Origin of the sequence: Sandarakinorhabdus sp. DWP1-3-1 (assembly GCF_049896705.1) — a bacterium.
Classification (GTDB): domain Bacteria; phylum Pseudomonadota; class Alphaproteobacteria; order Sphingomonadales; family Sphingomonadaceae; genus Sandarakinorhabdus.
This window is the reverse complement of sequence record NZ_JAFCUV010000001.1, coordinates 608722-634010: the sequence shown is the minus strand read 5'-3', so window position 1 is coordinate 634010 and position 25289 is coordinate 608722. Positions and strand designations below refer to the sequence as shown.

The window sequence follows — 25289 nt, the reverse complement described above, 5'->3', positions numbered from 1 at the left end:
CGCCGACGGCCCACCCGGCGCACAACCGCGACGTCGGGCACACAGGTCCGACGCAACGGAGTGCAGAACCCCATGAACGCCAAGCTGCTCATCCCGCTGATCGCCCTGATGGGCGTTGCCGGTGCCGCCACCGCCGCGCCGGCGCCCAAGGTCGAGAAGGCCGGCAATCATCACACCAGGACCAAGGTCGAAAAGACCGGAACCAAGGCCGGCAAGTAATACCATGAACCGGCTGCGGCGAGCGCTCGCCGCGGCCTTTCTTGGCATCTGTCACCGCCCCATGATTGGGAGTAGAGTCCGCTGATGACCCGTATTCTTTGCGTCGAAGACGACCCCACCACCGCCGACTATATCGCCAAGGGCCTTGGCGAGGCCGGCTTTACCGTCGACATCGCAGGTGATGGCCGCGACGGCCTCTTCCAGGCGTCGGACGGCAGCTACGACGCCATTGTCCTCGATCGCATGCTGCCCGGCATGGACGGCCTTGCCGTGCTGTCGGCCCTGCGCGCCGGCGGCGTCACCACGCCCGTTGTCATGTTGTCGGCACTCGCCAGCCTCGACGAGCGGGTGCGCGGGCTGCGGGCGGGGTCCGACGACTACCTGCCCAAGCCCTTCGCCTTTGCCGAGCTTCTGGCCCGGATCGAAGCGGTGCGTCGCCGCGTCGCCTCCCCCGGCGACACGCCGGTCACGCGGCTGGCCTTCGACGATCTGGAAATGGACCTGCTCGCCCGCCGCGTCACCCGCAGCGGCCGCCGTATCGAGCTGCAGCCGCGCGAGTTCCGCCTGCTCGAATTCATGATGCGCCACATTGGCCAGGTCGTCACCCGCACCATGCTGCTGGAGGGCGTCTGGGACTATCATTTCGACCCGGGCACCAACGTCATCGACGTGCATGTCAGTCGGCTGCGCAAGAAACTCGACGAGGGCGGCGCCAGGCCGCTGCTGCACACCGTTCGCGGCGCCGGCTATCGGCTGGGAGAGCACTGATCTCGCCATTCCCGCCGGTCCGGTCGGTCTGGCCGCGCTCGACAACGGCCCGCATCGGCATCATCGTCTTCCTGGCGCTCGCCGGCAGCGGCGCCATCATCCTGGGCTTCATCGCCCGCGTGACGCAAAACCAGCTCGACGCCGATGCGCGGGCGCTGATCACCGCCGAGCGCAACGCCATCGTCCAGATCTATGCCCGGGACGGCGTCGCCGGCGCGCGCGCCATCATCGCCGGTGAAATGCGCGTGCCGGGGCCGCTGGCCATGATGCTCACCGGGCCCGGCGAACGCCTCGTTGTCGGCAATGTCGCCGCCTGGCCGGCCGGCGTCGCTGCCGACAATCGCTTCACCCAGGTCGCGATGCTGCGCACCGGCCATCGCACCCCGGAAACCTTTGCAACCAGCGCGACGCCGCTGCCCGGCGGCTATCGCCTGCTGATCGGCCGCAGTGTCGAGGAACAGCAGCGCCTGACCGAAACGCTGACGACCAGCCTCGTCGCCGCCGTCGGTCTCGCGCTCGCGCTCGCGCTGGGCGTCGCCTACCTCCTCGCCCGCACCATCGCGGCGCGGGTCCAGGGCATCGCCGATGTCGCCGGCGCGGTGGCGGCGGGCGACCTGTCGCGGCGTGTCGATGCGGCGACCGACGGCACCGGCGACGCCTTCGATGCACTGGGCGGTGCCCTCAACGCCATGCTCGCCCGCATCGAGGCGCTGCTCGACGAGCTCCGCTCGGTTACCGATGGACTGGCGCACGACCTGCGCTCCCCGCTGACCCGGATGAAGGCGCGCATCGACCGGCTGACCCGCGCCAGCGACGGCCATAATGCCGAGGTTGCCGGCATCGGCGCCGAGGCCGACGCGCTGCTTGCCATGCTCGAAACCAGTCTGGAGATCAGCCGGGTCGAAGCCGGTATCGGGCGCGACAGCTTTACGCGCATGGACCTCGCGGCGCTGGTCGTCGACATGGTCGACATGTACGAACCGCTCGCCGAGGACAGCGGCGTGCATCTCACCGCGCTGGCGGCGACCTCGGTACCGGTGCTGGCGCACAGGGAATTGCTCGGCCGGGCGCTGTCCAACCTCATCGACAATGCTCTGCGCTATGGCGCCAGCGGCGGCGAAATCGAGGTGGCGGCGGTACCGACCGCCGACGGCGCGCAACTTGCCGTCTGCGATCGCGGGCCCGGCATCGCCAGCGCGTCCCACGATGACGCGCTGCGCCGGTTCGGCCGCCTCAATGCAGCGCGGCCGGCTGGTGGCGCAGGCCTGGGCCTGTCGCTGGCCGCCGCCATCGCGCGGCTGCACGGCGGCCGCCTGACCCTGAAGGCCAATCAGCCGGGACTGAAGGTCATCATCGACCTGCCGGCACGGACCTAGCCAGCGACGATCACCCCGTGCCGCTTCTTGCCGGCCGACACCCGCGCGCCCGGCCCGACCATGGCGCTGTCCGCCGCCACCGCCACGTCATCGATGCGCGCGCCGCCGCCCGCCACCAGCCGCCGCGCCTCGCCCTTCGACGCCGCAAAGCCAAGGCCGACCAGCGCATCGAGGATGGTCACCGGCGCCGCCACAGCCAGGCTCGGCAGGTCGGCCCCCGCCCCGCCCGCGAACGTCGCTGCCGCCGTCGCCGCCGCGGCCTCCGCCGCCGTACGGCCGCGGCACAGCGCTGTCGCCTCGGTCGCCAGTACCGCCTTGGCGGCATTGATGTCGCCCGCCATCACGGCGTCGATCTCGGCCAGCGGCAGGTCGGTGAACAGCTTCAGGAACCGCGCCACATCGGCATCATGGGTGTTGCGCCAGAACTGCCAGTAATCGAACCCCGGCAGCGAATCCTCGTGCAGCCACACCGCGCCCGCCGCGGTCTTGCCCATCTTGGCGCCATCGGCCCGCGTGATCAGCGGCGTCGTCAGGCCATGGGCATCCTTGCCGTCGACGCGACGGATCAGGTCGGTCCCGTTGACGATATTCCCCCATTGGTCCGACCCGCCCATCTGCAGCGTGCAGCCATGGCGGCGATTGAGCTCCAGGAAGTCATAGGCCTGGAGGATCATGTAGTTGAATTCGAGGAAGCTCAGCGGCTGCTCGCGATCGAGCCGCAGCTTGACCGAATCAAAGCTCAGCATCCGATTGACCGAGAAATGCCGGCCGATGTCGCGCAGGAACGGGATGTAAGCCAGGCCCGACAGCCATTCGTCATTGTCGGTCATGATCGCGGCGTTAGGACCGTCGAAAGCGAGGAAGCGCTCGAAAATCCGCCGGATGCTCGCCTTGTTGGCCTCGATCCGCGCATCATCGAGCAATTGCCGCCCCTCGTCCTTGCCCGAAGGATCGCCGACCTTGGTGGTGCCGCCGCCCATCAGCACGATCGGGCGATGCCCGGTCTGCTGCAGGTGCCGCAGCATCATGATCGACACCAGATTGCCGATATGCAGGCTCGGCGCCGTGCAGTCATAGCCGACATAGGCGGTCACCACGCCCGCCGACGCCGCGGCATCGAGCGCCGCCGCATCGGTGATCTGGTGGATGAAACCGCGCGCCTCGAGCGTGCGCAGGAAATCGGAGGTATAGGTCATGATGCCGGGTTCATAACCAGTGGGTGCGCAACTGTCATCCCGGCCTGACCCGGGATGACAAGCCTGCCGAAATCGGCCACGCTCTCGTCCATGCCTCTCAATTCCGTGAAAACCGTCATCGGCCTCATGTCCGGCACCTCGATGGACGGCATCGATGCCGCGCTGATCGACACCGATGGCGAAGGCGCCGTCAGCCAGCGCGGCTTCGTCTCCGTCCCCTATGCGCCCGAATTCCGACAGCGCCTGCGCGACGCCGCCGCCCATGCGCTCGAACTGCACCAGCCCGGCCCTGATGCGCTCATCGATGCCGTTGCCGCGGAACTGACCGGCCTCCACGCCATCGCCGTCCACCAGCTGCTGAAAGCCACCGACACCGATCGCGAGCGCGTCGACATGATCGGCTTCCACGGCCACACCGTCGCCCACCGCCCCGACCGCAAATGGACCTGGCAGATCGGCGACGGCGCCCTGCTGCAGGCTGCCACCCGCATCCCGGTCATCCTTGATTTTCGCAGCGACGACGTGGCCGCCGGCGGCCATGGCGCGCCGCTGGCGCCGGGCTATCACCGCGCCCGCAGCGAAGGCCTGGGCCGGCCGCTCGGCGTGCTCAACCTCGGCGGCGTCGGCAATCTCACCTGGTTTGCGGCCGACGGCAGCTGGGGCAGCTTCGACACCGGCCCCGCCAATGCGCTGATCGACGACTGGATCAGCCATCACAGCGAACGCCATTACGACGCCGACGGCGCCATCGCCGCCGCCGGCACGGTGCACGAGGACGTGCTCACCAACATGCTCGACCTGCCCTGGTTCGACGCCCCTCCCCCCAAATCGCTCGACCGCGCCGATTTCAGCACCGGGCCCGTGCGCGGGCTGTCGCTCGCCGACGGCGCCGCAACGCTCACCGCCTTCACCGCCGAAACCGTGCGGCTGGCGCTCGGCCATGTCATCCCCCTGGAACGCCTGCTCGTCACCGGCGGCGGCCGCCACAACCCGACGCTGATGGCGATGATCGCTGCCCGCGGCGGCATCCCCACCGAACCCGTCGAGGCCGTCGGCTGGGACGGCGATGCGCTCGAAGCCGAAGCCTTCGCCTGGCTGGCGGTGCGCAGCGCCGCCGGCAAGGCGATCAGCTGGCCGGAAACGACCGGCGTGCCGGTGGCAATGACGGGCGGGCGGCGCGCCTAACTGAAAATGTGAATCTATCTAGTATGCGATGTGTTCTGAAGTTAGTTTGAATTCAACTGGCGCAATTGGTTTGACCTGCAGTGCACGATGAACGCTCATTGTACTATTTAGTGCAATTCTTTGTGCCTACGATTTTTCGATAATTGGAGGATTGATGCTATGGCAGCGGATGCCGCCGCTTGGGCGCAAGCATATCTGAGCGCCGCTGCGATCTTAGCCTCTGGCGCTTTGGCGATATTCGTGCCGTGGAACGAGCGACGACTTACACGTTTGCGCGAGCAGGCGGCTCGCTTGGGTATCGAGTGCCGAAGGTCGACGAGTGGTGGACTTGAGATAGTAATATCCTACGTACCAGAGTTTCACTACTATGCGATTGGCGCAAGCCTATACTTAATGACTCCCACAGACGCACGCGTATATAAAGGGCAAAATGAAGGCGATGAAAATATCCAAGGTCGGTTAGGCCGCAATGTGCGCTACAACGCCGTTTCACTGCTTCGTGACCGAAAGGTCCCCACACAGAACGTTCATAGTGGTGTTATGATTATTGAGTACCCCGACGAGCGGTCGGGACCTAAGTCCGCCGAAGTAAGGATCGATGTACTGGTACATGGAAATCATCGAATATTCTCCAAGAAAATCAGACTGACCGCAATCGACGATCAGTACTATTTAAATGGAGGCCCCACGGCCATTTTGGTTGGCACTCACAGCTGAACTGAAACGACGTTTCTAAATTCGAAGGTCACAACCCGAGCCCCCTGGCTACGAACGCCGCCCCGAGCCGCAGCCCGACCGGATCGACGCTGTGCCCCAGTCCGGTGCTGACATGCGCCTCGGCCTCGATCCCCAGCCTTGCCAGATCCGCCTTGGCCGCATGCAGCGCCGCCACCGGCACGACCGGGTCGGCCGAGCCGTGCACCAGCAGCACCGGCGGCTTGACGATGTCGGCATGCGCAAGCTCGTGCGCGCCAACGAGCATCCCCGAATAGCCGACGATCGCCGCCGGCGCCGCTGCCCGCCGCAACCCGACATGCAGGGCCATCATCGTCCCCTGGCTGAAACCGATGATCGCCAGCTCGGCATCGGTCAGCCCATATTGCGCCAGCTTGCGGTCGACGAACGCCTCGATCGCCGGTGCCGCCTGGGTGGCGCCGGCCGCCAGCGCCGCCGGGGTGAAGCCGTGCAGCGGCCACCATTGGTAGCCGCCGCCCGACCGCTGTGGCGCGTCCGGCGCCAGGAACAGCGCATCCGGCAGGCTCGGCCGCCAGTGCGGCGCCAGCGAGATCAGATCGGCACCGTTCGACCCATAGCCGTGCAGCAACAGCACGATCTGCTTCGGCGGGCCACCGGACAGGGGTTGCAGGCTGGCACCGTTGACGATCTTGTTCATGAACCGCGATGTCGGCGCGCTGGCCAATCTTCGCAAGTCCCGCTGCAATCGACACCAACGGGCGCGACGAAATGGAGCGGACCCGTTCCGGTTTCGTTTGCTGTGCCGATACGCCTGCGATAGATTACGTCAGCGTCGAGTTCGGGGTGTCATGTTCCTTTTCCTGGTGCAGTCGGGCACTGCGACGTCGGGGCTGGACTGGCCCAACACCGGTCGGCTGCCGCTGCTGATGGTGCTCGTCGCCTTCCTGCCCTTGTTCGGCCTCGGCGGCCTCATCCTCCAGCAGGCGGTGCTCGCCACCGCCGGCGCGCTGTTGCCCTGGTATGCCGCCGTGCCCGCCGCCATCGCCATCGCAGCGCCCGCCACCCGCATCGCCACGCGCGGCCTCGCCCGCGTCCTCCCCCATGACGAGACCACCGCCGTCGCCATCGATACCCTGCTCGGCCGCCGCGCCCGCATCGTCATCGAAAATACCCGCCAGGGTCACCCGGCCCGTGCCCGCGTCGAAAAGGCGGTCGGGCTGGCGCCGTCGCTGGCGGGCGCGCATGCGCCGACGGTGGAACCGGCAGCCGAATAGGACACAGCCGATGCGCGCCATCATCGCCACCAAACTCGACTCGCTCGCCGACTATGCCGTCGTCGAAGTCCCGGTGCCGCAGCCCGGCCCCGGCCAGGTGCGGATCCGGGTCGCCGCGGTCGGCATCGGCTATGTCGATGCGCTGGTGGCGCTCGGTCGGTACCAGGTCAAGCCGCCGCTGCCGCACATCCCCGGCAGCGAGGTTTCGGGCGCCATCGACGCCATCGGTGCCGATGTTTCCGGCTGGCAGGTCGGCGACCGGGTGCTGGCGATGACGATGCACGGCTTTGCCGAGCTGGCGCTGGCCCCCACCGCCGCCTGCCGCCGCGTGCCCGATGGCATCGGCTTCGCCGCGGCCGCCGCGATGCCGCTCAACTATCTGACCGCGCTGCATGGCCTCGCCGATCGCGGCCGGTTGCAATCGGGCGAGACGCTGCTGGTCTTCGGCGCCGCCGGCGGTGTCGGCACCGCGGCAATCCAGGTCGCCAAGGCAATGGGCGCCCATGTCATCGCGGCCGCCTCGACACCCGAAAAGCGCGCGTTCGCCGTGGCGCAAGGCGCCGACCAGGCGATCGACACCGACGCAGAAGGCTGGCGCGACCGGCTGAAGGCGCTGCTCGCCGGCCGCAAGCTCGATGTCGTCGTCGATCCGGTCTGCGGTCCCCTGTTCGAAGCCGCCTTCAGATCCCTCGGCTGGGGCGGCCGCCACCTCGTCATCGGCTTCGTCGGCGGTCCGATCCCGGCGCTGCCGAGCAACCTCACACTGATGAAGGGCGCCGGCCTGATCGGTGTCGACGTCCGGCAGTTCCAGCTGTTCGAACGCATGGCCGCCGCCGCGCATCTCGACACGCTGGCGACCTGGCTCGGCGAAGGCCACATCGCACCGGCGGTGGGTGAAGTCTTCGCCTTCGCGGACTTCGGCCCGGCGCTGACCGCTGCGTTCGGCGGCAAGGGCCTCGGCAAGCCGGTCCTCGACATCGCCGGCAACGCGATGGCCTGACAAGCGCTTGTGGCGCCACGCCGCTTGCGCCATCGTGGCGGCGCAACCAGGGGGCGGGCGTGATAAATCGGGGCCGTATCGGCGGAGCGGCTATTGCGGCACTGGCGGCTGCTGCCGCCATCGTTACAGGCGCGCCGACGCCTCAGGTCGATCGCTTCTCCCCGGTCGGCACCGTCCGGGGCCCCGAGCAGGTGACCGTGCATTTCACCACGCCGATGGTGGCCCTGGGCGACCCGCGATTGCCGGCGCCGATTACCGGCAACTGCTCCGCCGGCGCCACCGGCCGCTGGGCCGACGCGCAAAGCTATGCGATCGACCTGCCGGCGCCGCTGCCGGGCGGTCGCCGCTGCGCCTATGACCTGATCCCCGGCCTGAAGGACGCCCGCGGTGCCGCCGTCGGTGGCACCCGGCGCTTCGAATTCACCACCGGCGGCCCCGCCGTGCGCGCCGCGCTCCCCGATGGCGACACTATCGAGGAAGACCAGGTTTTCCTCCTCGCCCTCAATGCCCGGCCGACGCCGGCGTCGGTGGCGGCGCAGGCCTCGTGCCTTATCGAAGGTGTCGGGGAGGCCGTGCCGCTCGACATCCTGCCCGACGCGACGCGCGACACGGTGCTGACCGGCGCCGGCGGCGACTATCGCGTCCGCCGCTTCCTCGAAACCGCCGGCTGGCGCAAGCCCGATTATGGCGACGACGCGGTGCCGCCACGGGCGGTCATCGTCGCCGCGAAGTGCCGCCGCACGCTGCCGGCGGGCGGCAAGCTGACCATCGCCTGGGGTGCCGGTATCGCCACGACGGAGGGGCTGACCGCCGGCGCGCCGTATCGGCTGGCCTATGACGTGCGCCCGGCCTTCACCGCGCGCTTCGAATGCTCGCGGGTCAACGCCGCCGCGTCATGCTCGCCGCTCGAGGCGATGCGCCTGGCCTTTGCCGGCGAGGTGCCGCTGGCGCAGGCAATGGCAGTGCGGCTGGTCGGCCCCGACGGCAAGGCGCTGGCACCGACCGTCCCCAAGAAGCGCGTCGGCACCGTCGGCAGCGTCGAATGGGCCGCGCCGTTCACCGAACGTGCCAGCTATCGCATCGTCCTGCCCGGGGACCTGGCCGACGACGCTGGCCGGCCGCTGGCCAATGCCGCGCGGTTCCCGCTCCCTGTCGCCACCGGCGACTTCCCGCCACTGGCCAAGTTCGCCGGCAGCTTCGGCATCATCGAGGCGGCCGAGGGCGGCGTGCTGCCGGTCACCCTGCGCGGCATCGAGACACCCGTTGCCGCCGCGGCGCTCGCCCTGCCCGCCCGTGCCCTGCCGGTCACCAGCGACGCGGAGGTCGCGGCCTGGCTGCGGCGGCTCGACGACGCCGAGGAGCGCACCAGCATCGAGGAACCGATCGCCGGGTCGAAGGAGACCAAGACGATCGAAACGACGCGCAGCACGCCGCTGATCGACCCCGGCACGCCGGCGCGCGGCTTTCGCATCGGTCGCAGCAAGGATCCGCGCGCCTTCGAAGTCGTCGGTATTCCGCTGAAGACCAACGGCTTTCATGTCGTGGAGATCGCGTCGCCGGCGCTCGGCAAGGCGCTGCTCGGCCGCGGCGGCACCCGCTATGTCACCACCGGCGCGCTCGTCACCGACATGGCCGTCCACTGGCAATGGGGCAAGGGCCGCAGCCTCGCCTGGGTGACGCGCCTCGCCGATGCGACCCCCGTCGCCGGTGCCCGCATCACCGTGAGCGACAGCTGCACCGGCGCGGTCCTGTGGCAGGGCACCAGCGACGCGTCGGGCCGCGCGCTTGTCGGCGACGTGCTGCCGCCGCCATCGAGCTATGGCAGCTGCAACTATGGCACCGATCATGCGCTGATGGTCAGCGCGCGCACCGCCGGCGACTACAGCTTCACCTTGTCGAGCTGGGGCAGCGGCATCCAGGGCAGCGATTTCAACCTGTCGCAGGGCTGGGGCTATCAGCCGACCGCCGTCCACACCGTCTTCGACCGCACGCTGCTGCGCGTCGGTGAAACGATCAACATGAAGCTGCTGGCCCGGCAGCGGACCGACGGCGGCTTCGGTGCCGCGCCGCCGATCACCGCCGAGGTGCTGACAATTCGGCACCAGGGTTCCGACACCGATTTCGAGACGCCGCTCGCCGCCGCCGGCGCCAGCGCCACGGCGAGCTGGACGGTGCCGAAGACCGCGCCGCTCGGAAGCTACAGCGTCGAGCTGGTCGGGGAAGATGGCGAGCCGCGCAGCGTCGGCAGCTTCAAGGTCGAGGAATATCGCCTGCCCACCATCCGCGCCAGCGTCGCCGGCCCGCGCGGGCGCCTCGTCGCGCCGACGCGCGTGCCGGTCGACCTGGCGCTGACCTATCTGTCCGGCGGCGCCGTCGCCGCCGCGCCGGTCAAGCTGCGCACCATCGTCGAGCCACGCACCGTCAGCGTCGCCGGCTATGACGACTGGGCCTTTACCGGTGAGGCACTGGTCGCCGGCATCGTGCCGCTGGGCAGCGACGGCGAGGAGCCCGACACCAACCGCGCCCCGATGCGGGCCCGCACCGAACCGGTCGCGCTGGGCCCCAAGGGCGTCGCCCGCGTCGTCGTCGGCGACCTCACCCCCGTCACCGTGCCGTCGCGGCTGGTCGCCGAAATGGATTATGACGACGCCAATGGCGAGGTCGCGACGACCAGCGCCCGCATAGACCTCGAACCCGCCGCCGTCCGCGTCGGCTTGAAGACCGACGGTTGGCTGGCCAAGGCGGACGATTTGCGGCTGAAGATCGTCGCGCTCGATCTCGAAGGCCGGCCGGTCAAGGGCCAGCGCATCACCGTCAAGCTGTTCTCGCGAGAGACCTACAGCTATCGCAAGCGCCTGGTCGGCGGCTTCTACAGTTACGACAACAGCCGCGAAACCAAACAGCTCGACGCCGATTGCAGCGGCAGCACCGATGCGCAGGGCCGGCTGATGTGCAGCCTCGAACCCGACGTGTCGGGCGAAGTCGTCGCCGTCGCCGAAACCCGCGATGCCGACGGCCGCACCGCCCGCGCCTCGACCTCGGTCTGGCTCGCCGGCGACGATGACTGGTGGTTCGGCGGCGACAATGGCGACCGCATGGACGTGGTGCCCGAAAACGCCGCCGTCGCCGCCGATGGCGTCGCCCGGCTGCAGGTCCGCATGCCGTTCCGCAGCGCCACCGCCCTCGTCACCGTCATGCGCGACGGCGTCATCGACAGCTTCGTGACGACGCTATCGGGCAAGGACCCCGTCGTCGAGGTCGCGATGAAGAACGGCTATGCGCCGAACGTCTATGTCTCGGTGCTGGCGGTGCGCGGCCGCGTCGCCGGCTGGCGGCTGTGGCTCGCCGATCTCGCCCGGCGCTGGAACCTGCCGTGGCTGAGCCGGGAGGCCGCGTCACCGACCGCACTGATCGACCTCGCCAAACCCAGCTACCGTCTCGGCATGGCCAGGCTGACCGTCGGCTTGGACCGGCACAAGCTCGGCGTTACCGTCGCCAGCGACCGGCCAAGCTATGCGGTGCGCAGCATCGCCCAAGCCAAAGTGACGGTCGCGCCGCCCAAGGGCCGAGCGCTGCCCAGGGACGCCGAGATCGCCTTCGCCGCTGTCGACGAGGCGCTGCTGCAGCTGCAGGACAACGACAGCTGGGACGTGCTGACCGCGATGATGGCCGAACGGCCCCTGGGTGTGATCGTCGCCACGGCGCAGACACAGGTCGTCGGCAAGCGGCACTATGGCCGCAAGGCCGTCGCCGCGGGCGGCGGCGGCGGCGAGGGCGCCGGCATGGTGCGCCGCGATTTCAACCCGCTGCTGCTGTGGCGGGCGCGCGTGCCCCTGGATGCGCGCGGCCAGGCGGTGGTGCCGCTGCGGCTGAACGACTCGCTCTCGGGCTTCCGGCTGGTGGCCGTCGCGACGGCGGGCAGCGACCTGTTCGGCATGGGCACCACCACGATCCGCACGACGCAGGACCTGCAGTTGCTCGCCGGCATCCCGCCGCTGGTCCGCGACGGCGACGTCTATGTGGCGACGGTGCTGGCCCGCAACACGACGACGGCGCCGATGCAGGTGCGGATGACCGGCACCGCCGGCACGCTGGTACTGCCGCCACTCGATCTCGCCATCCCCGCGGGCGGCGCGCAAACCGCCGCGTGGCGGGTGCGCGCGCCCGACACCGGTCCCGTCGTCTGGCAGGTATCGGCCCGGGCCGCCGGCGGCCAGTCGGACCGTGTCGAGGTCACGCAGACCCTGCTGCCCGCGGTGCCGGTCGACACCTGGATGGCGACCTTCTTCCAGGCCGGCGCCCCGCCGCTGCCGATGGCGCTGCCTGCCGATGCCCTGCCCGGCCGCGGCGGCGTCATGGTCGCGGCCAGCCGCAGCCTCGGCGGCGACCTGCCCGGCGTCCGCGCCTATATGGCCGCCTACCCCTATGACTGCATCGAACAGCGGCTGTCGCGCGCCGTCGCGCTCGGCGATCGTGCCGCCTGGGATGCCGCCGCCGCCGCCCTGCCCGGCTACCTCGATCCCGATGGGCTGGTGCGCTTCTACCCCGCCGACTGGATCGCCGGCGACGATGCGCTGACCGCCTATATCCTGCGGCTGTCGGCCCTTGCCGGCTGGCCGCTGCCCGACAGCGCCCGCGCCCCGATGATCCGCGGGCTCACCGGCTTTGTCGCCGGTCAGGTCCAGCGCAGCCACGCCAATGTCATCGTCGTGCAAAAGGGCGGCGGCGTCGTCGGCAGCGCCGACCTGTCCGGCGACGGCCCGCGCGGGCTGATCGCGGCGGTGGCGGCGCTGGCCGCGTCGGACGCAGCCAGCCCGCGCATGGTGGAGCCGCTGAATATCGCCCCCGACAACTGGCCGACGGTCAGCATCATCGACTGGATCGAGGTGCTCGAGCGCCTGCCCGTCGCCGGCGCTGCAGAGAAGCTGGCACAGGCCGAGGCGGTGCTGCGCGCCCGGCTCGACGTCCAGGGCACGACATTGCGCATCATCCGCAGCGATTCGCCGTTCCAGCTGCTCGCCAGCCCCGACGCCACCGCCGCGGAACTGCTCCGCCTCGCCAGCCGGCAGTCCGCATGGCGTGCCGAGGCGCCGCGCATTGCCCGCACGCTGATGCTCGGGCAGCGACGCGGCCATTGGGACACCACGCCGGCCAATGCGCTCGGCACGCTGGCGATGCGCGCGTTCGCGCGCAGTTTCGAGGCGACGCCGGTCAGCGGCAGCACCCGGGTGACCCTTGGCACCGCCAGCCGCGATTTCGCCTGGGGCGGCACGCCGGCGACGCAGACCCTGCCCTGGCCCGCCGGCCCGGCGCCGCTGACCGTCGCCCATGCCGGCGGCGGCGCGCCGTGGATCATGGTCACCGCGCGCGCCGCGGTACCGCTCAAGGCGCCTTTCGCCAGCGGCTTCGGCCTGTCGCGCCAGGTCGCCGCCGTCACCCAGGCCGTGCCCGGCCGCTGGAGCCGCGGCGACGTCATGCGGGTGCGGCTGACGGTGACGCCGCGCGCGCCGGCCGAATGGGTGGTCATCAACGACCCGGTGCCGGCCGGCGCGACCATCCTCGGCGGCTCGCTCGGTGGTCGCTCGCAGCTGCTCGCCGGCGGCGACACCAGCGGGGAGCAGCCGACCTTCGTGGAGCGGCGCGGCGATGCCGTTCATGCGCACTACGCCGCCTTGGGCCGCGCTCCGGTCACCTATGAATATACGTTGCGGCTGGGCAGCGTCGGCACGTTCCGCCTGCCGCCGACCCGCATCGAGGCGCTGTATTCGCCCGAAATGATGGCGATGCTGCCGAACGCGCCGGTGGTGGTGCGGTGATGCGACGCTAGGGCGGGGCCGAGGATCCAGCTACGCCGCTCGTCCCTGTCGTTAGCAAGGTCGGCACGATTGAAACCGGTTTCTACCCTGTCGCGACGCACCAAAATCGCCCTCGCCGTTGTTGCCGCGCTGTTCCTGCTCGTCCTCGCCACTACTCCCGCCTCGCCGCCGGACTATTCCGCCGTCCGCACCACGGTCGCCACCAGCGAAGCCCGCCTCCTCGCGCGCGACGGCCGCCTCCTCGAAAAGCGTCGCACCGACCCCCAGGTGCGCCGCCTCGACTGGATCCCGCTTGCCGCCATCAGCGGCGCCCTCACCAGCCGCATCACCGCGTCCGAGGATCGCCGCTTCGCTGACCACCACGGCGTCGACTGGCGCGCCGTCGGCGGTGCGCTGCGCGATCGGCTGCAAGGCCGCAGCGCCCGCGGCGCCAGCACCATAACGATGCAGCTTGCGGCACTGCTCGACCCCGCCATCGGCACCGCCGGCGACCGCTCGTGGCGGCAAAAAATCATGCAGGCGCGCGCCGCCCTGGCCATCGAGCGCCGCTGGAGCAAGCCGCAGATCCTCGAGGCCTGGCTCAACCTCCTGCCCTTCCGCGGCGAGCTCGTCGGCATCGATGCCGCCGCGCGCGGCCTCGCCGGGCGGGCCCCGGCCGGGCTCGACGCCGCCCAGGCCGCCGTCCTCACCGCGCTCGCCCGCGGGCCGTCGGCGGCGCCCGCCACCGTCGCCGGCCGCGCCTGCCGCGCCGCACCGGACCTGCCGTGCAGCACGGTGCAGGTCGCCGCCGACGCCATGCTCGGGGCCCGCGCGCCGATCGCGGGCCCCGGCCTGGCGCCACAACTCGCCGACCGGCTGCTCGTCGCCGGCACGCGCGGCAGCGTTCGCACCACGATCGACCTCGACATCCAGCGCCTTGCGACCGAAGCCCTGACCCGGCAGCTCGCCACCCTGTCCCCCCGCAATGCCCGGGACGGCGCCGCCATCGTCGTCGACAACGCGACCGGCGACATCCTCGCCTGGGTCGGCTCCGCCGGCCCTGCGTCGACCGCCGCGGCCGTCGATGGCGTCACCGCGCCGCGCCAGGCCGGCTCGACGTTGAAGCCGCAGCTCTATGCGCTGGCGCTCGAACGGCGCCTGCTCACCGCCGCCTCGGTGCTCGACGATGCGCCGGTCGACCTCGACACCGCCTCGGGCCTCTACATCCCGCAGAACTACGATCGCAGCTTTCGTGGCCCGGTCAGCGTCCGCTCGGCGCTTGGCAACAGCCTCAACGTGCCAGCCGTGCGCACGCTGCTGCTCGTCGGCGTCGATGCCTTTCGCGATCGGCTGTTCGACATCGGCTACAAGGGGATCGTTCGCGACGGTAATTACTACGGCTTCTCGCTGGCGCTGGGCTCGGCCGAGGTGACATTGCTCGAACAGGCTGCTGCCTTCCGCGCGCTGGCCCGCGACGGCCGCTGGTCGCCGCTGCGCCTCCAGCCGGGCCCCGCCACCCCCGATCGCCAGATCATCGATCCCGGCGCCGCCGCCATCATCCGCGACATCCTCGCCGATCCCGCCGCCCGCACCGCCACCTTTGGCGAGGACAATGGCCTGGCCATGCCCTTTCCCGCCGCCGTCAAGACCGGCACGTCAAAGGCGCTGCGCGACAATTGGTGCATCGGCTTTTCCGATCGCTTCACCGTCGCCGTCTGGGTCGGCAATTTCGAAGGCGATCCGATGGTCGGCGTCAGCGGCATGACCGGCGCCGCCCCGGCCTGGGCGCGCATCATGCTGGCGCTCCACGCCGCCACCCCCGGCCGCGCAACCTCCCTCCCCACCGGTGTCGTCCGCCACCGCGTCGCCTGGGTGCCGGCGGTCGAACCGCCGCGCGACGAACTGTTCCTTGCCGGTACCGAGCTCGACATCATCCGCATCGCCGACCCTGCCGAGCAGCGCCCGCGCCTGCTGGCGCCCGCCGACGGTGCCGTCATCGCCATCGATCCCGACATTCCGCCGGCCCGCCAGCGCATCACCATTCGCGCCGCCACACCCTTGCCCGGCCTCGGCATCACCATCGACGATCGGCCACTGACGGCGCGCCGCGACGGCGACCGGCTGCTGGCCCTGTGGGCACCATCGCCGGGCGTCCATGTCGTCGCGCTGACCGATGGCCGTCACACCTATGACCGGCTCCGGCTGACAGTCAGGTGACTCCTCGCATTCCCAGGCGACGACATCGGGGACACAGTCCGCGTGCCGGCGCAGCCATCCACAGGAATCGTGCCTCGGCCAGGGAACCCTGTTGGCCGCGTGATGTTTCCACCCTGACATGTCGTGGAAATTGACGGAACGGGCGTCGCTGCCGCACCGCCTGGTTCGCCAGCCGCGGGCTCCTGCTGTGCTTCTCGCGGCATCGCTGTCGACGGCGGCCATGGCACAGCCGGCAACTCTACCCCCGGACCTGACCGCCGAACTGCCGCCGCTGGCCCCGCTAGGCATCCCCGATACCGCCCCGGCACCGGCGCCGCTGGTGCCGCCCGCCGAACTGGCTGCCCCGTTGGGCAGCCTCGACAGCGTTGCGCCACCAGCCGCCCTGCCACCCAGCAGCGACCCGAAGTTGCCCGACATCCGTTACCGCCTGCAGGTCGAAGGGTTGAAGGCCATCGGGCTCGAAGCACGCTTTCGGGACCTGTCGGCCCTGCTCGACAAGGGCCGCAAGGCCGGCAGCGCCGCCCAGGTGTCGGCACGCGCCGATGCCGATGTGCAGACCGTTGAGAACCTGCTGCGCTCCGAAGGCTATTTCGATGCCGTCGCCAGCGCGGTCGTCGGTCCACTGCCCGAAGCCGATGGCCAGTTGCTCGTCGCCATCACCGCGACGCCGGGCCGCCGCTACAGCCTCGGCACGATCACCGTCACCGGCGGCGCCACACCGCTGGCGCCGGAACCGCTCGCCCTGTCGCGCCAGGCGCTGACGCTCAAGACCGGCGACCCCATCGTCGCTCCGGTGGTCGAGGGCGCCGAGGCCAGTGTCGCCTTGCGCCTGCCCGAACAGGGCTATCCGTTTGTCGCCATCGGCCAGCGCGACATCCTGCTCGACGACGTTACGTTCACGGGCGATTACACGCTGCCGGTCACCGCCGGCCGCAAGGCGCGCTTCGGCGGCTTCCGGCTCGCCGGCGACCCGGTCTTCGACGCGAAACACATCGGCATCCTGCCGCGCTTCAAGCCCGGCGAGATCTATGACAGCCGCCGTGTCGACGACCTGCGACAGGCGCTGGTCGCCACCAGCCTGCTCTCCACCGTGTCGGTGGAACCCGTCGCCACCGGGACGATCGATGCCGAGGGTATCGAGACGGTCGACCTGCTCGTCCGCCAGAGTCGCGGCCCGGCGCGCAACCTCGCCGCCAATGCCGGCTACGGCACCGGCGAGGGCGTCAGGGTCAGCGCCAGCTGGACCCATCGCAACCTGTTCCCGCCGGAAGGCGCGCTGAGCGCCGCCGTCGTCGCCGGCACCAATGAACAAAGCATCCGGGGCCAGTTCATCCGCTCCAACGCCGGCCAGCGCGACCGCACCTTCCAGGCCGGCGCGTCGGTGGCGCGGCAACGCTATGACGCGTTCAACGCCGAGACGATCAACATCAACGCCAGCCTGTCGCGGGTCAGCACGCCGATCTGGCAGAAGCGCTGGACCTGGTCGCTGGGCGGCGAGCTGATCGCCTCCCGCGAAACCAGCTTCGATCCGCTGCTCGCCGAGCGCGACCGCGGCACCTATCTGATCGCCGCGCTGCCGACGCAGCTCGGCTATGACCGCTCCGACAGCCTGCTCGACCCGACGCGCGGCTTCCGCCTGACCGCCCGCGTCAGTCCCGAGGCGCAAAAGCGCACCGGCGGCTCGTTCGACAGCTATGGCCGCTTCCTGTTCGAGGCCAGCGCCTATTATCCCATCACATCGTCGATCGTCATCGCCGGCCGCGCCCGGGTCGGCAGCATCGTCGGCGCACCGCGCGACGAGATTGCGCCATCGCGGCGGCTCTATGCCGGCGGCGGCGGCTCGGTGCGCGGCTTCGGTTTCCAGGAGCTCGGGCCTCGCGATCTCGAGAACAAGCCCATCGGCGGCCGCGGCCTTACCGAATTCGCGCTGGAAGCACGCTATCGCTTCGGGGACTTCGGCATCGTGCCGTTCATCGACGCGGGACGCCTTGGCGAATCCTCGACCCCATCGCTGTCGGGCATGCGCTACGGCGTCGGCATCGGCGGCCGCTATTATACCAATTTCGGCCCGATGCGCATCGACATCGCCACCCCGATCAACCGCCGTCCGGGTGAATCCAAGGTGGCGCTCTACATCTCGATCGGCCAGGCGTTTTGACCGCCAGGCGTGTCCTCATCTGGGTCGGCGGCGGCATCACCGCGCTGCTGGCGCTCGTCCTCATCCTCGTGCTCGGGCTCAACACCACGCCCGGCAAGCGCTTCCTGCTCGGGCAGCTCGCCGGCTTCACCACAGCGTCGGGCCTGAACTACCGCGCCGCCAGCATCGACGGCTCGATCTATGGCCGCATGACGATCGAGGGGCTGGAGATCCGCGACCTCGACGGTGTGCTGGTCACCTCCCCGGCTGTCCTCGTCGAATGGTCGCCGGGTGAACTGTTCAACGGCTTTCATATCGCCCTTGCGGAGGCCAGCGCCGATACCGTCCGCCTGCTGCGCCGCCCCAATCTGCGCCCGTCCGACCCCGACGAGCCGTTGCTGCCGGACCTCGACATCGACATCGATCGCCTGCGCGTCACCAATCTAATCATCGAACCCGCTGTCACCGGGCACCGCCACAGCGTCGGCCTGTCGGGGTCCGCCAGCATTGCCGACGGCCGTGCTACCGTCGCGCTCGACGCCGCCGCACGCCAAGGGATCGGGATCGCCGGCGGCGATCGACTCGTCCTCCGCCTCGACGCCGTGCCCGATGCCAACAAGCTGGTCATCGACGCACGCCTGACCGCCCCCGCCGCCGGTCTTGTCGATGGCTTTACCCGGCTCGGCCGCCCGCTCGCGCTGCGTGTCGACGGCCAGGGCAGCTGGGCCAGCTGGCGCGGCGCCCTGATCGCCGACAGCGCCGGTGCCCCGCTCGCCAACCTCGCCATTACCGCCAATGACGGCCGCTTCACCATCAGGGGGCGCACCGATCCGGGGCTTCTGCTCACCGGCCCGGCGCAGTCGCTGCTCCGCCAGATCGATGTCGACATCGCCGCCGGCCTTGCCGAACGCCGCGTCGATACCGTTGCAAAGCTCAGAAGCGACGCCTTCGTCATCGACGCCAAGGGCCTTGTCGACCTCGGCGAGAGCCGTTTCCAGGATTTCGCCGTCAACGCCCAGCTGCTCCGCCCCGGTGCCATCGCGCCCGACCTGCGCGGTAACGACGTGCGCCTCGCCGTCACGCTCGACGGGGCGTTCGGCACGCCGACGATCGCCTATCGCGCCAGTGCCCAGTCGCTGACGTTCGACGCGACGACCGTCGAAGGCCTCGTCGCCAGCGGCCGGGCGACGGTCGATGCCGAACGCATCCTCGTGCCGGTCTCGGCCCGCGCCCGGCGCGTCATCGGGTTGAACCCCGCCATCGGCGGCCTGCTGACGAACCTCGCCATCGACGGCGACCTCGCCTGGGCCAAGGGGCAGTTGCTGTCCGACAACCTCCGCCTGCGGTCCGACCGCATCGATGCCACCGCCATCATCATCGCCGATGTTGCCAAGGGCAATTATGCCGGCACGCTGAAGGGCCGCGTCAACGATTACCAGGTCGCCGGCCTGGGCCGCATCGACGTCGTCACCGATGCCCGGCTGGTCACCGCGCCTTCTGGCGGCTTCGGTATCACCGGCACCGCGCGCATCGCCACCCGCAGCTTTGAAAACGCCGCCATTCGCGAACAGCTCGGCGGAAACGCTGTTATCACCGCCGGCTTCGGCTATGATCCCGCCGGCCTCGCCACGCTGCGCAACCTGCGGCTGACCGCGCCGCTGCTGCGCATCACCGACGGCAGCGGCAGCTATCGCCTCGACAACGGCCGCATCGCGCTCAACGCCCGCGCCGTCTCGACGACCTATGGCCCGGCCAGCGTCACCGCCTCGGGTACCGTCGAACGTCCGGTCGTCAGGCTCCGTGCCGATCGACCCGGTCTCGGCATCGATGTCCGCAACCTCGTCGCCGATCTCACCGGCACCGCCGCCGGCTATCGTATCGTCGCCACCGGCGCCTCGGCCTATGGGCCATTGTCGGGCGATCTCGTCATCCGCACCGGCAAGGCACTCGCCATCGACATCAACCGCGCCCGCATCGCCGGCATCGATGCCCGTGGCCGGGTCACCCAGACTGCCGCCGGTCCGTTCGCCGGCAGCATCGCGCTCGTCGGGTCGGGCATCACCGGCAACGTCCGCCTCGCCGCCGCCGGCGCAAACCAGCGTGCCGACATCGATGCCCGCGCCCAATCGGCACGCATCCCCGGCGACGTGCCGATCACCATCGGCAGCGGCACCGCCCGCGCGTCGATCATCCTCTATCCCGACGCGCCGTCGATCACCGGCAGCGCCGATCTCGCCAATGTCCGGTCCGGCACGCTGCTTGTCGCCCGTGCCCGCAGCCGCTTCGACTATCGCGGCGGCAACGGCACAGTCGGCCTGGTCGCCAACGGCAGCACCACGGCCCCGTTCAACATCGCCGCCCAGGCCAGCCTCAGCCCGCAGCGCGTCGTCGCCAATGCGACCGGCGCCTTCAGCGGCATCGATTTCCGCCTCGCCGCTCCCGCCGTCGCCACGCGCGTCGGTGGCGAATGGCGCCTCGCCCCCGCCACCATCATCTTCCTGCAGGGCCGCGCCCGCATCGCCGGCAGCTATGGCCAGACCACCCGTGTCAACGCCGTGCTCGACAGCGTCGACCTGACCATCGTCAACAGCTTCGTCCCCGGCCTCGGTGTCGGCGGCAAGGCCTCGGGGACGATCAACGCGACCCTTGCTGACGTCCCCGTCATCGACGCCCGCGTCGATGTCACCGGTTTCACCCGCACCGCCGCCTATACCATCTCGGCCCCCGTCGACATCGCCACCTCGGCGCAGCTGTCGGGCGCCGGCGGCAGTCTTGCCGCCGCCATTCGCCGCGGCGGCACCACCATCGGCCGGCTGCAGGCCCGCGTCGCGCCGCTGCCCCCCGGCGCCGGCATCGCCGCCCGGCTGCAGGCGGCACCGCTGTCGGGCGGCATCCGCTATGGCGGCCCGGCCGAGGTCCTGTGGGCGCTGACCGGCATCGCCGGCCAGGAACTCGCCGGGCCGATCGCCATCGCCGCCGATTTCGGCGGCCGGGTCGATTCGCCCAGCCTCAACGGCACTATCCGCGCCACGTCGCTGCGCTACACCAACCAGGCCTATGGCACGCTGATCCGCGACATCGCCCTCCAGGGTAACTTCACGCGATCCCAGCTCCAGATCGCGTCTCTGACCGGCCGCGCCGGCGACGGCACCATCGCCGCCAACGGCAGCATCGGCCTCGACGCCGCGCGCGGCTTCCCGGCCAGCGTCAACGTCACCTTCGACCGCGCCCAATTGGCGCGCAGCGATGCCTTGGGCGCCCAGGCCACCGGCAACCTCGCCATCACCAACGGCCCCGGCGGCGCGCTGGTCCGCGGCACCATCGACATTCCGGAGGCACGCTACGAGATTATCCGCCAGGGCGATGCCGCCGTCACGCAGCTGACCGGCGTGCGCCGCAAGAACGCCCCCGCACAGACGGCAAGCACCGCGCCGCCCCCGCCGGGCCCGGCCAGCATCCGCCTCGATGTCCGCGTCCGCGCCGACAACCAGATCTTCGTTTCCGGCATGGGGCTTGAGGCTGAATGGGAAACCGACATGCGCATCACCGGCACCGCCGCGGCGCCGCGCATCGTCGGCCGGCTGGAGGTCATCCGCGGCACCTACAGCTTTGCCGGCAAGCGCTTCGAGCTCGGCCAGAACGACGCCATCATCTTCGACGGCGGTGAATTCACCAACCCCGAGCTGTCGCTCAGCGCCACGACGACGGTCGAGGGCGTCACTGCGATCATCAACATCACCGGCCGTGCCCAGCGTCCGCAGATCAGCTTCACCTCGACACCCGCCCTGCCCCAGGACGAGGTGCTTTCGCGACTGCTGTTCGGCGCCTCGGTCACCAACATCTCGCCGATCCAGGCGGTCCAGCTCGCCGCCGCGCTCAATTCGTTGCGCGGCTCGGGCGGCGGGCTCAATCCGCTCGGCAAGCTGCGCTCGGTCACCGGCGTCGACCGGCTGCGCGTGCTGGGCGAGGACAAGACCACTGGCCGCGGCACCGCGGTGGCGGCCGGCCAGTACATCAGCAACAACATCTATGTCGAAGTCATCACCGATGCCCGCGGCTTCACCGCCACCCAGCTCGAAATCGCGCTGACCAAGACGCTCAGCGTGCTCAGCGCCACCGGCTCGTTTGGCGGCTCGAACGTTACCTTGCGCTATTCGAGGGACTATTGATGGCGCACCGGACAACCCCCGGCAGCGCCGCTGCCGAACGCGCCGGCGCCACCGCCCGGTCGCCGACGGACTATGGCTGGCCGGCGTGGAAGGCCATTCTCGCGCGCGCCTGGGCCAATAACGACGCCCATAATCTCAGCCTGATGGCGGCCGGCGTCGCCTTCTACACCTTCCTGTCGTTCGTGCCGCTGCTGGCCGCGATGGTGATGACCTATGGCCTGGTTGCCGACCCGGCGACGATCGGCCTGCACATGAAATCGATCATCGACCTGGTGCCCGCCGACGCGGCAAAGCTCATCTACGAACAGCTGGTAAACCTGACGACGACCGCGGCCAGCCGCAAGGGCGTCGGCCTGCTGATCGCGCTCGGCGTCTCGATCTATGGCGCCACCCGCGCGTCGGGAGCCATCATCACGGCGCTCAACGTCATCTACGACGAGCGCGATACCCGCGGCATCGTGCGTAGCACCCTGGTTTCCGCGGTGCTGATCGTCGGGGCCATCGTCATCGGTATCGTCGGCGTGCTGGCGGCATCGATGCTGGGCTATGCCGAAACCGTCCTGAGCGGTCTCGGCACCGCCGGCATCGTCGCGGTCAAGGGGACGACCTGGCTCGTGGCCGGGACATTGTGCTGTTTTGCCATCGGCGCGATGTACCGCTTCGCTCCCGATCGCAAGGACGCACGCTGGCACTGGCTGACGCTGGGATCGGTGATCGCGACCGTGCTCTGGCTGGCCGCCACGCTGGGCTTCGGCGTCTACGCCGCCAACTTCGGCGACTATAACGCCACCTATGGCTCGCTCGGCGCCGTCGTCGTGCTGCTGATGTGGCTGTTCCTGTCGGCCTATGCCATCCTCATCGGCGGCCTGATCAATGCGGAGGCCGAGCGCCAGACCGCCGAAGACACCACCACCGGCCGCCCGCGGCCTCTGGGCCAACGCGGCGCCGTGGTTGCCGACATGAGCGCAGCGCACGAGCCGCCAACGCCTTCGGAATAGCCATCAGCCTGCGGGTTGCGGCACCATCACCAGCGTTCGGCCCTCGACTCGCCAGGATTGCAGTTGCGAGAGGAAATTCATCCCGATCACGTCGACGCCGTTCGGCATCGGCGCGATCACCACCCGCAGGTTGCGCGCCTCGATCCCGCCCAGCGTCAACAGCCCGACCTTGGCCGTTTGCGCCGCGACTGCACCATTGGCAGTCTGCAGGATGATCGGCATCAGGCTGGTCGCGGTCTCGGTCGCCGCCGCCGTCCGCCCCGAAAGCACGGTGATCGTCGCGCCGCTGTCGACCAGCATGCGCCGCTCGATGCCGTCGACAGTCGCCCGCGCCCAGAAGTGCCCGTCGGGCGACATGCGGATGCGCACCTCGTCGCCGACGACCCGCTGATCATCGAGGCCGAGCCGCGACGTGATCGCGCCGAGCCCCGGGCTGTACGGCGCCTGCTGCAGAAACAACCAGATGGCGCCGGCCAGCACAGCGAACGAGAACAAGCCGCGCAGCGCCGGGCCGATTTTCGGCAGGTTGAACAATATGATCAGCACGACCGCAGCGCCGATCGCATAAAGCACCAGCTGCAGGTCTGGACCGGCGAGGGGAAAGGATGCGTCTGTCGGGAGCAACATTCCGATAGAACGCCGCCGAGCCCGATGACGCTCCACGCGCTCGAATGTCCCTGTCAAAGGCCCGAACCCACCGACCCGATCTTTGGTCAGGGGCAACCTGTTTCCGCTTGTTAACGATCCTGAAATCGATCAGTACACATTCTGCAAACCAGTCCGAAACGCTATCCTGTGTGACATCTGGCTTTGCCGCTGGACCCCCTTGTGGTCGGCGTTGACGGGGGGCAAATGTCATGAAGAAACTGCTGGTGGCTGCGGCCATTTCCATTCTCGCAGCGGGTACCGCCCAGGCCGCGACGGCGATCACGAGCTTTTCCGGCGGTACCTTGTTTCCATCGTTTGGCGGCGACGATACCGTCGGCTTCGTCTTCACAACGAACAGCGCCATCAGCGTCACCGCGCTCGGCTGGTTCGGGACCGGCGGCGCCGTCAACGGGTCGCACCAGATCGGCATCTGGACGTCCGGCGGCACGCTGCTCGGATCGGCGACGGTGTCGCCCGGCGCCGTCGATGGCACGAACGTGCGCTATATCGGGATCACGCCGATCGCACTGGCCAGCGGGCAGCAGTATTTCATCGGCGGCCGCGACTTGTCCGACGACGGCGACAGCTACTCGACCAGCGTTTCGAACCTGGTGACCGATGCCGCCATCACTTTCAACGGCTCGGCAGCCTCGGCCGGCGGGGCGGGCTTTGCCTTCCCCGGTTCGATCAACTCCATCTCGACCGGCGGACGTTTCGGCGCGAACTTCCAGTTCTCGCTCGCCGCCGTTCCCGAGCCGCAGTCCTGGGCGCTGATGATCGTCGGTTTCGGCCTTGTCGGCGGTGCCATGCGTCGCCGCGCCACGGCCGTCGCGCTGGGCTGATCGCTCGCCATCCGGCGAAAGACAAAGGGCCGCGCAGTCACCTGCGCGGCCCTTCTATTTTGCCCGCCCGGCGCTCAGCGCCCGCCGTTGGCCAGCCGCTTGTCGAGATAGCCGTCGACGACCCCCATCAGGTCATCCATCTCGTGCTGGAAGAAGTGATTGGCGCCCGGGATCGTCGCATGGTCGATGGTGATGTGGCGCTGGGTCTTCAGCTTGTCGACCAGCTTTTGCACCGACGCGCCGGGCACGACCTCGTCCATCTCGCCGTCGACGATGATACCGCTCGACGGGCACGGCGCGAGGAAGGTGAAATCGTACATGTTCGCCGGCGGCGCGATGCTGATGAAGCCCTTGATCTCGGGCCGGCGCATCAGCAGCTGCATGCCGATCCAGGCGCCGAACGAAAAGCCGCCGACCCAGGTGGTATGCGCCTCGGCATTGAACTGCTGCATCCAGTCGAGCGCGCTGGCGGCGTCGGACAGCTCACCGATGCCGTTGTCGAACACACCCTGGCTGCGCCCGACGCCGCGGAAGTTGAAACGCAGCGTCGCAAAGCCGCGGCGCACGAAGCTGTTGTACATGGCAATGACGATCGGGTGGTTCATCGTGCCCTGCGCCGGGTGCGGCTGCAACAGGATGGCCACCGGCGCGCGCGGCCGCGCGGCGGGCTGGTAACGGCCTTCGAGACGACCTTCGGGGCCGGTAAAGATCACTTCGGGCATGTGGTGTCCGCCAAATTGAAAGCTGGTGGCGCAAAACACGCCTTGTC

The 25289-nt window shown here is 69.7% G+C and carries 17 protein-coding genes; 13 read left to right on the top strand and 4 right to left on the bottom strand.

Features of this window, described 5'->3' with window-relative positions:
• Window positions 1-72 precede the first annotated feature (72 nt).
• The 3 genes from ACP7AI_RS02955 to ACP7AI_RS02945 all read left to right on the top strand — a co-directional run bounded on the left by ACP7AI_RS02955 (window position 73) and on the right by ACP7AI_RS02945 (window position 2363).
• The gene (locus ACP7AI_RS02955) at window positions 73-219 is read left to right on the top strand and encodes a hypothetical protein (protein ID WP_426163902.1); all 147 of its coding nucleotides are present in this window, start codon (window positions 73-75) and stop codon (window positions 217-219) included.
• A gap of 84 nt (window positions 220-303) precedes the next feature.
• Window positions 304-987, top strand: coding sequence for a winged helix-turn-helix domain-containing protein (locus tag ACP7AI_RS02950; protein WP_426163900.1), 684 nt, complete (start codon window positions 304-306; stop codon window positions 985-987).
• A gap of 119 nt (window positions 988-1106) precedes the next feature.
• A complete protein-coding gene (locus tag ACP7AI_RS02945) occupies window positions 1107-2363 on the top strand; it encodes a sensor histidine kinase (protein WP_426163897.1) in 1257 nt (418 codons plus the stop codon).
• On the opposite strand, the gene tyrS is transcribed toward ACP7AI_RS02945, so the two are convergent.
• Window positions 2360-3559 (bottom strand): tyrosine--tRNA ligase, encoded by a 1200-nt coding sequence (gene tyrS / locus ACP7AI_RS02940; protein ID WP_426163895.1) that lies wholly within the window; start codon window positions 3557-3559, stop codon window positions 2360-2362. The genes ACP7AI_RS02945 and tyrS overlap by 4 nt on opposite strands.
• A 90-nt stretch (window positions 3560-3649) precedes the next feature.
• Between tyrS and ACP7AI_RS02935 the strand changes: the two genes are divergently transcribed.
• A complete protein-coding gene (locus tag ACP7AI_RS02935; RefSeq protein WP_426163893.1) occupies window positions 3650-4744 on the top strand; it encodes an anhydro-N-acetylmuramic acid kinase in 1095 nt (364 codons plus the stop codon).
• Between the two features lie 159 nt (window positions 4745-4903).
• A complete protein-coding gene (locus tag ACP7AI_RS02930; protein WP_426163891.1) occupies window positions 4904-5461 on the top strand; it encodes a hypothetical protein in 558 nt (185 codons plus the stop codon).
• A gap of 28 nt (window positions 5462-5489) precedes the next feature.
• Here ACP7AI_RS02930 and ACP7AI_RS02925 read toward each other — a convergent pair whose 3' ends face one another.
• Window positions 5490-6137: an alpha/beta hydrolase gene (locus tag ACP7AI_RS02925; protein ID WP_426163889.1), complete on the bottom strand. Its 648-nt coding sequence runs from the start codon at window positions 6135-6137 to the stop codon at window positions 5490-5492.
• A gap of 151 nt (window positions 6138-6288) precedes the next feature.
• On the opposite strand from ACP7AI_RS02925, the gene ACP7AI_RS02920 reads away from it, so the two are divergent.
• The 7 genes from ACP7AI_RS02920 to ACP7AI_RS02890 all read left to right on the top strand — a co-directional run bounded on the left by ACP7AI_RS02920 (window position 6289) and on the right by ACP7AI_RS02890 (window position 23030).
• Window positions 6289-6714, top strand: a complete 426-nt coding sequence (locus ACP7AI_RS02920; RefSeq protein ID WP_426163887.1) for a hypothetical protein — start codon at window positions 6289-6291, stop codon at window positions 6712-6714.
• Window positions 6715-6724: 10 nt separating this feature from the next.
• Window positions 6725-7714: an NADPH:quinone oxidoreductase family protein gene (locus ACP7AI_RS02915; RefSeq protein ID WP_426163884.1), complete on the top strand. Its 990-nt coding sequence runs from the start codon at window positions 6725-6727 to the stop codon at window positions 7712-7714.
• 59 nt (window positions 7715-7773) lie between these two features.
• Window positions 7774-13530 (top strand): alpha-2-macroglobulin family protein, encoded by a 5757-nt coding sequence (locus ACP7AI_RS02910; RefSeq protein ID WP_426163882.1) that lies wholly within the window; start codon window positions 7774-7776, stop codon window positions 13528-13530.
• A gap of 69 nt (window positions 13531-13599) precedes the next feature.
• Window positions 13600-15726: a penicillin-binding protein 1C gene (pbpC, locus tag ACP7AI_RS02905; RefSeq protein WP_426163881.1), complete on the top strand. Its 2127-nt coding sequence runs from the start codon at window positions 13600-13602 to the stop codon at window positions 15724-15726.
• 220 nt (window positions 15727-15946) lie between these two features.
• Entirely contained in the window at window positions 15947-17884 is a 1938-nt protein-coding gene (locus ACP7AI_RS02900; RefSeq protein ID WP_426163879.1) for an autotransporter assembly complex protein TamA, read from the top strand.
• Window positions 17881-22032 carry a translocation/assembly module TamB domain-containing protein gene (locus tag ACP7AI_RS02895; RefSeq protein ID WP_426163876.1) on the top strand — a complete coding sequence of 1384 codons (4152 nt, stop codon included), beginning with the start codon at window positions 17881-17883 and terminating at the stop codon, window positions 22030-22032. The genes ACP7AI_RS02900 and ACP7AI_RS02895 overlap by 4 nt, the downstream gene beginning before the upstream one ends.
• Window positions 22032-23030 carry a YihY/virulence factor BrkB family protein gene (locus tag ACP7AI_RS02890; RefSeq protein WP_426163874.1) on the top strand — a complete coding sequence of 333 codons (999 nt, stop codon included), beginning with the start codon at window positions 22032-22034 and terminating at the stop codon, window positions 23028-23030. Before ACP7AI_RS02895 ends, ACP7AI_RS02890 begins: the two co-directional genes overlap by 1 nt.
• 3 nt (window positions 23031-23033) lie before the next feature.
• Here the strand turns inward: ACP7AI_RS02890 and ACP7AI_RS02885 are convergent, their stop codons facing one another.
• Window positions 23034-23657 carry a retropepsin-like aspartic protease family protein gene (locus ACP7AI_RS02885; protein WP_426163871.1) on the bottom strand — a complete coding sequence of 208 codons (624 nt, stop codon included), beginning with the start codon at window positions 23655-23657 and terminating at the stop codon, window positions 23034-23036.
• 230 nt (window positions 23658-23887) lie between these two features.
• Here ACP7AI_RS02885 and ACP7AI_RS02880 point away from each other — a divergent pair, with 230 nt between their 5' ends.
• Window positions 23888-24520, top strand: coding sequence for a PEPxxWA-CTERM sorting domain-containing protein (locus ACP7AI_RS02880; RefSeq protein WP_426163868.1), 633 nt, complete (start codon window positions 23888-23890; stop codon window positions 24518-24520).
• A 74-nt stretch (window positions 24521-24594) separates the two neighbouring features.
• Here the strand turns inward: ACP7AI_RS02880 and ACP7AI_RS02875 are convergent, their stop codons facing one another.
• Window positions 24595-25242, bottom strand: coding sequence for an alpha/beta hydrolase (locus tag ACP7AI_RS02875; RefSeq protein WP_426163865.1), 648 nt, complete (start codon window positions 25240-25242; stop codon window positions 24595-24597).
• Between the last annotated feature and the right edge of the window lie 47 nt (window positions 25243-25289).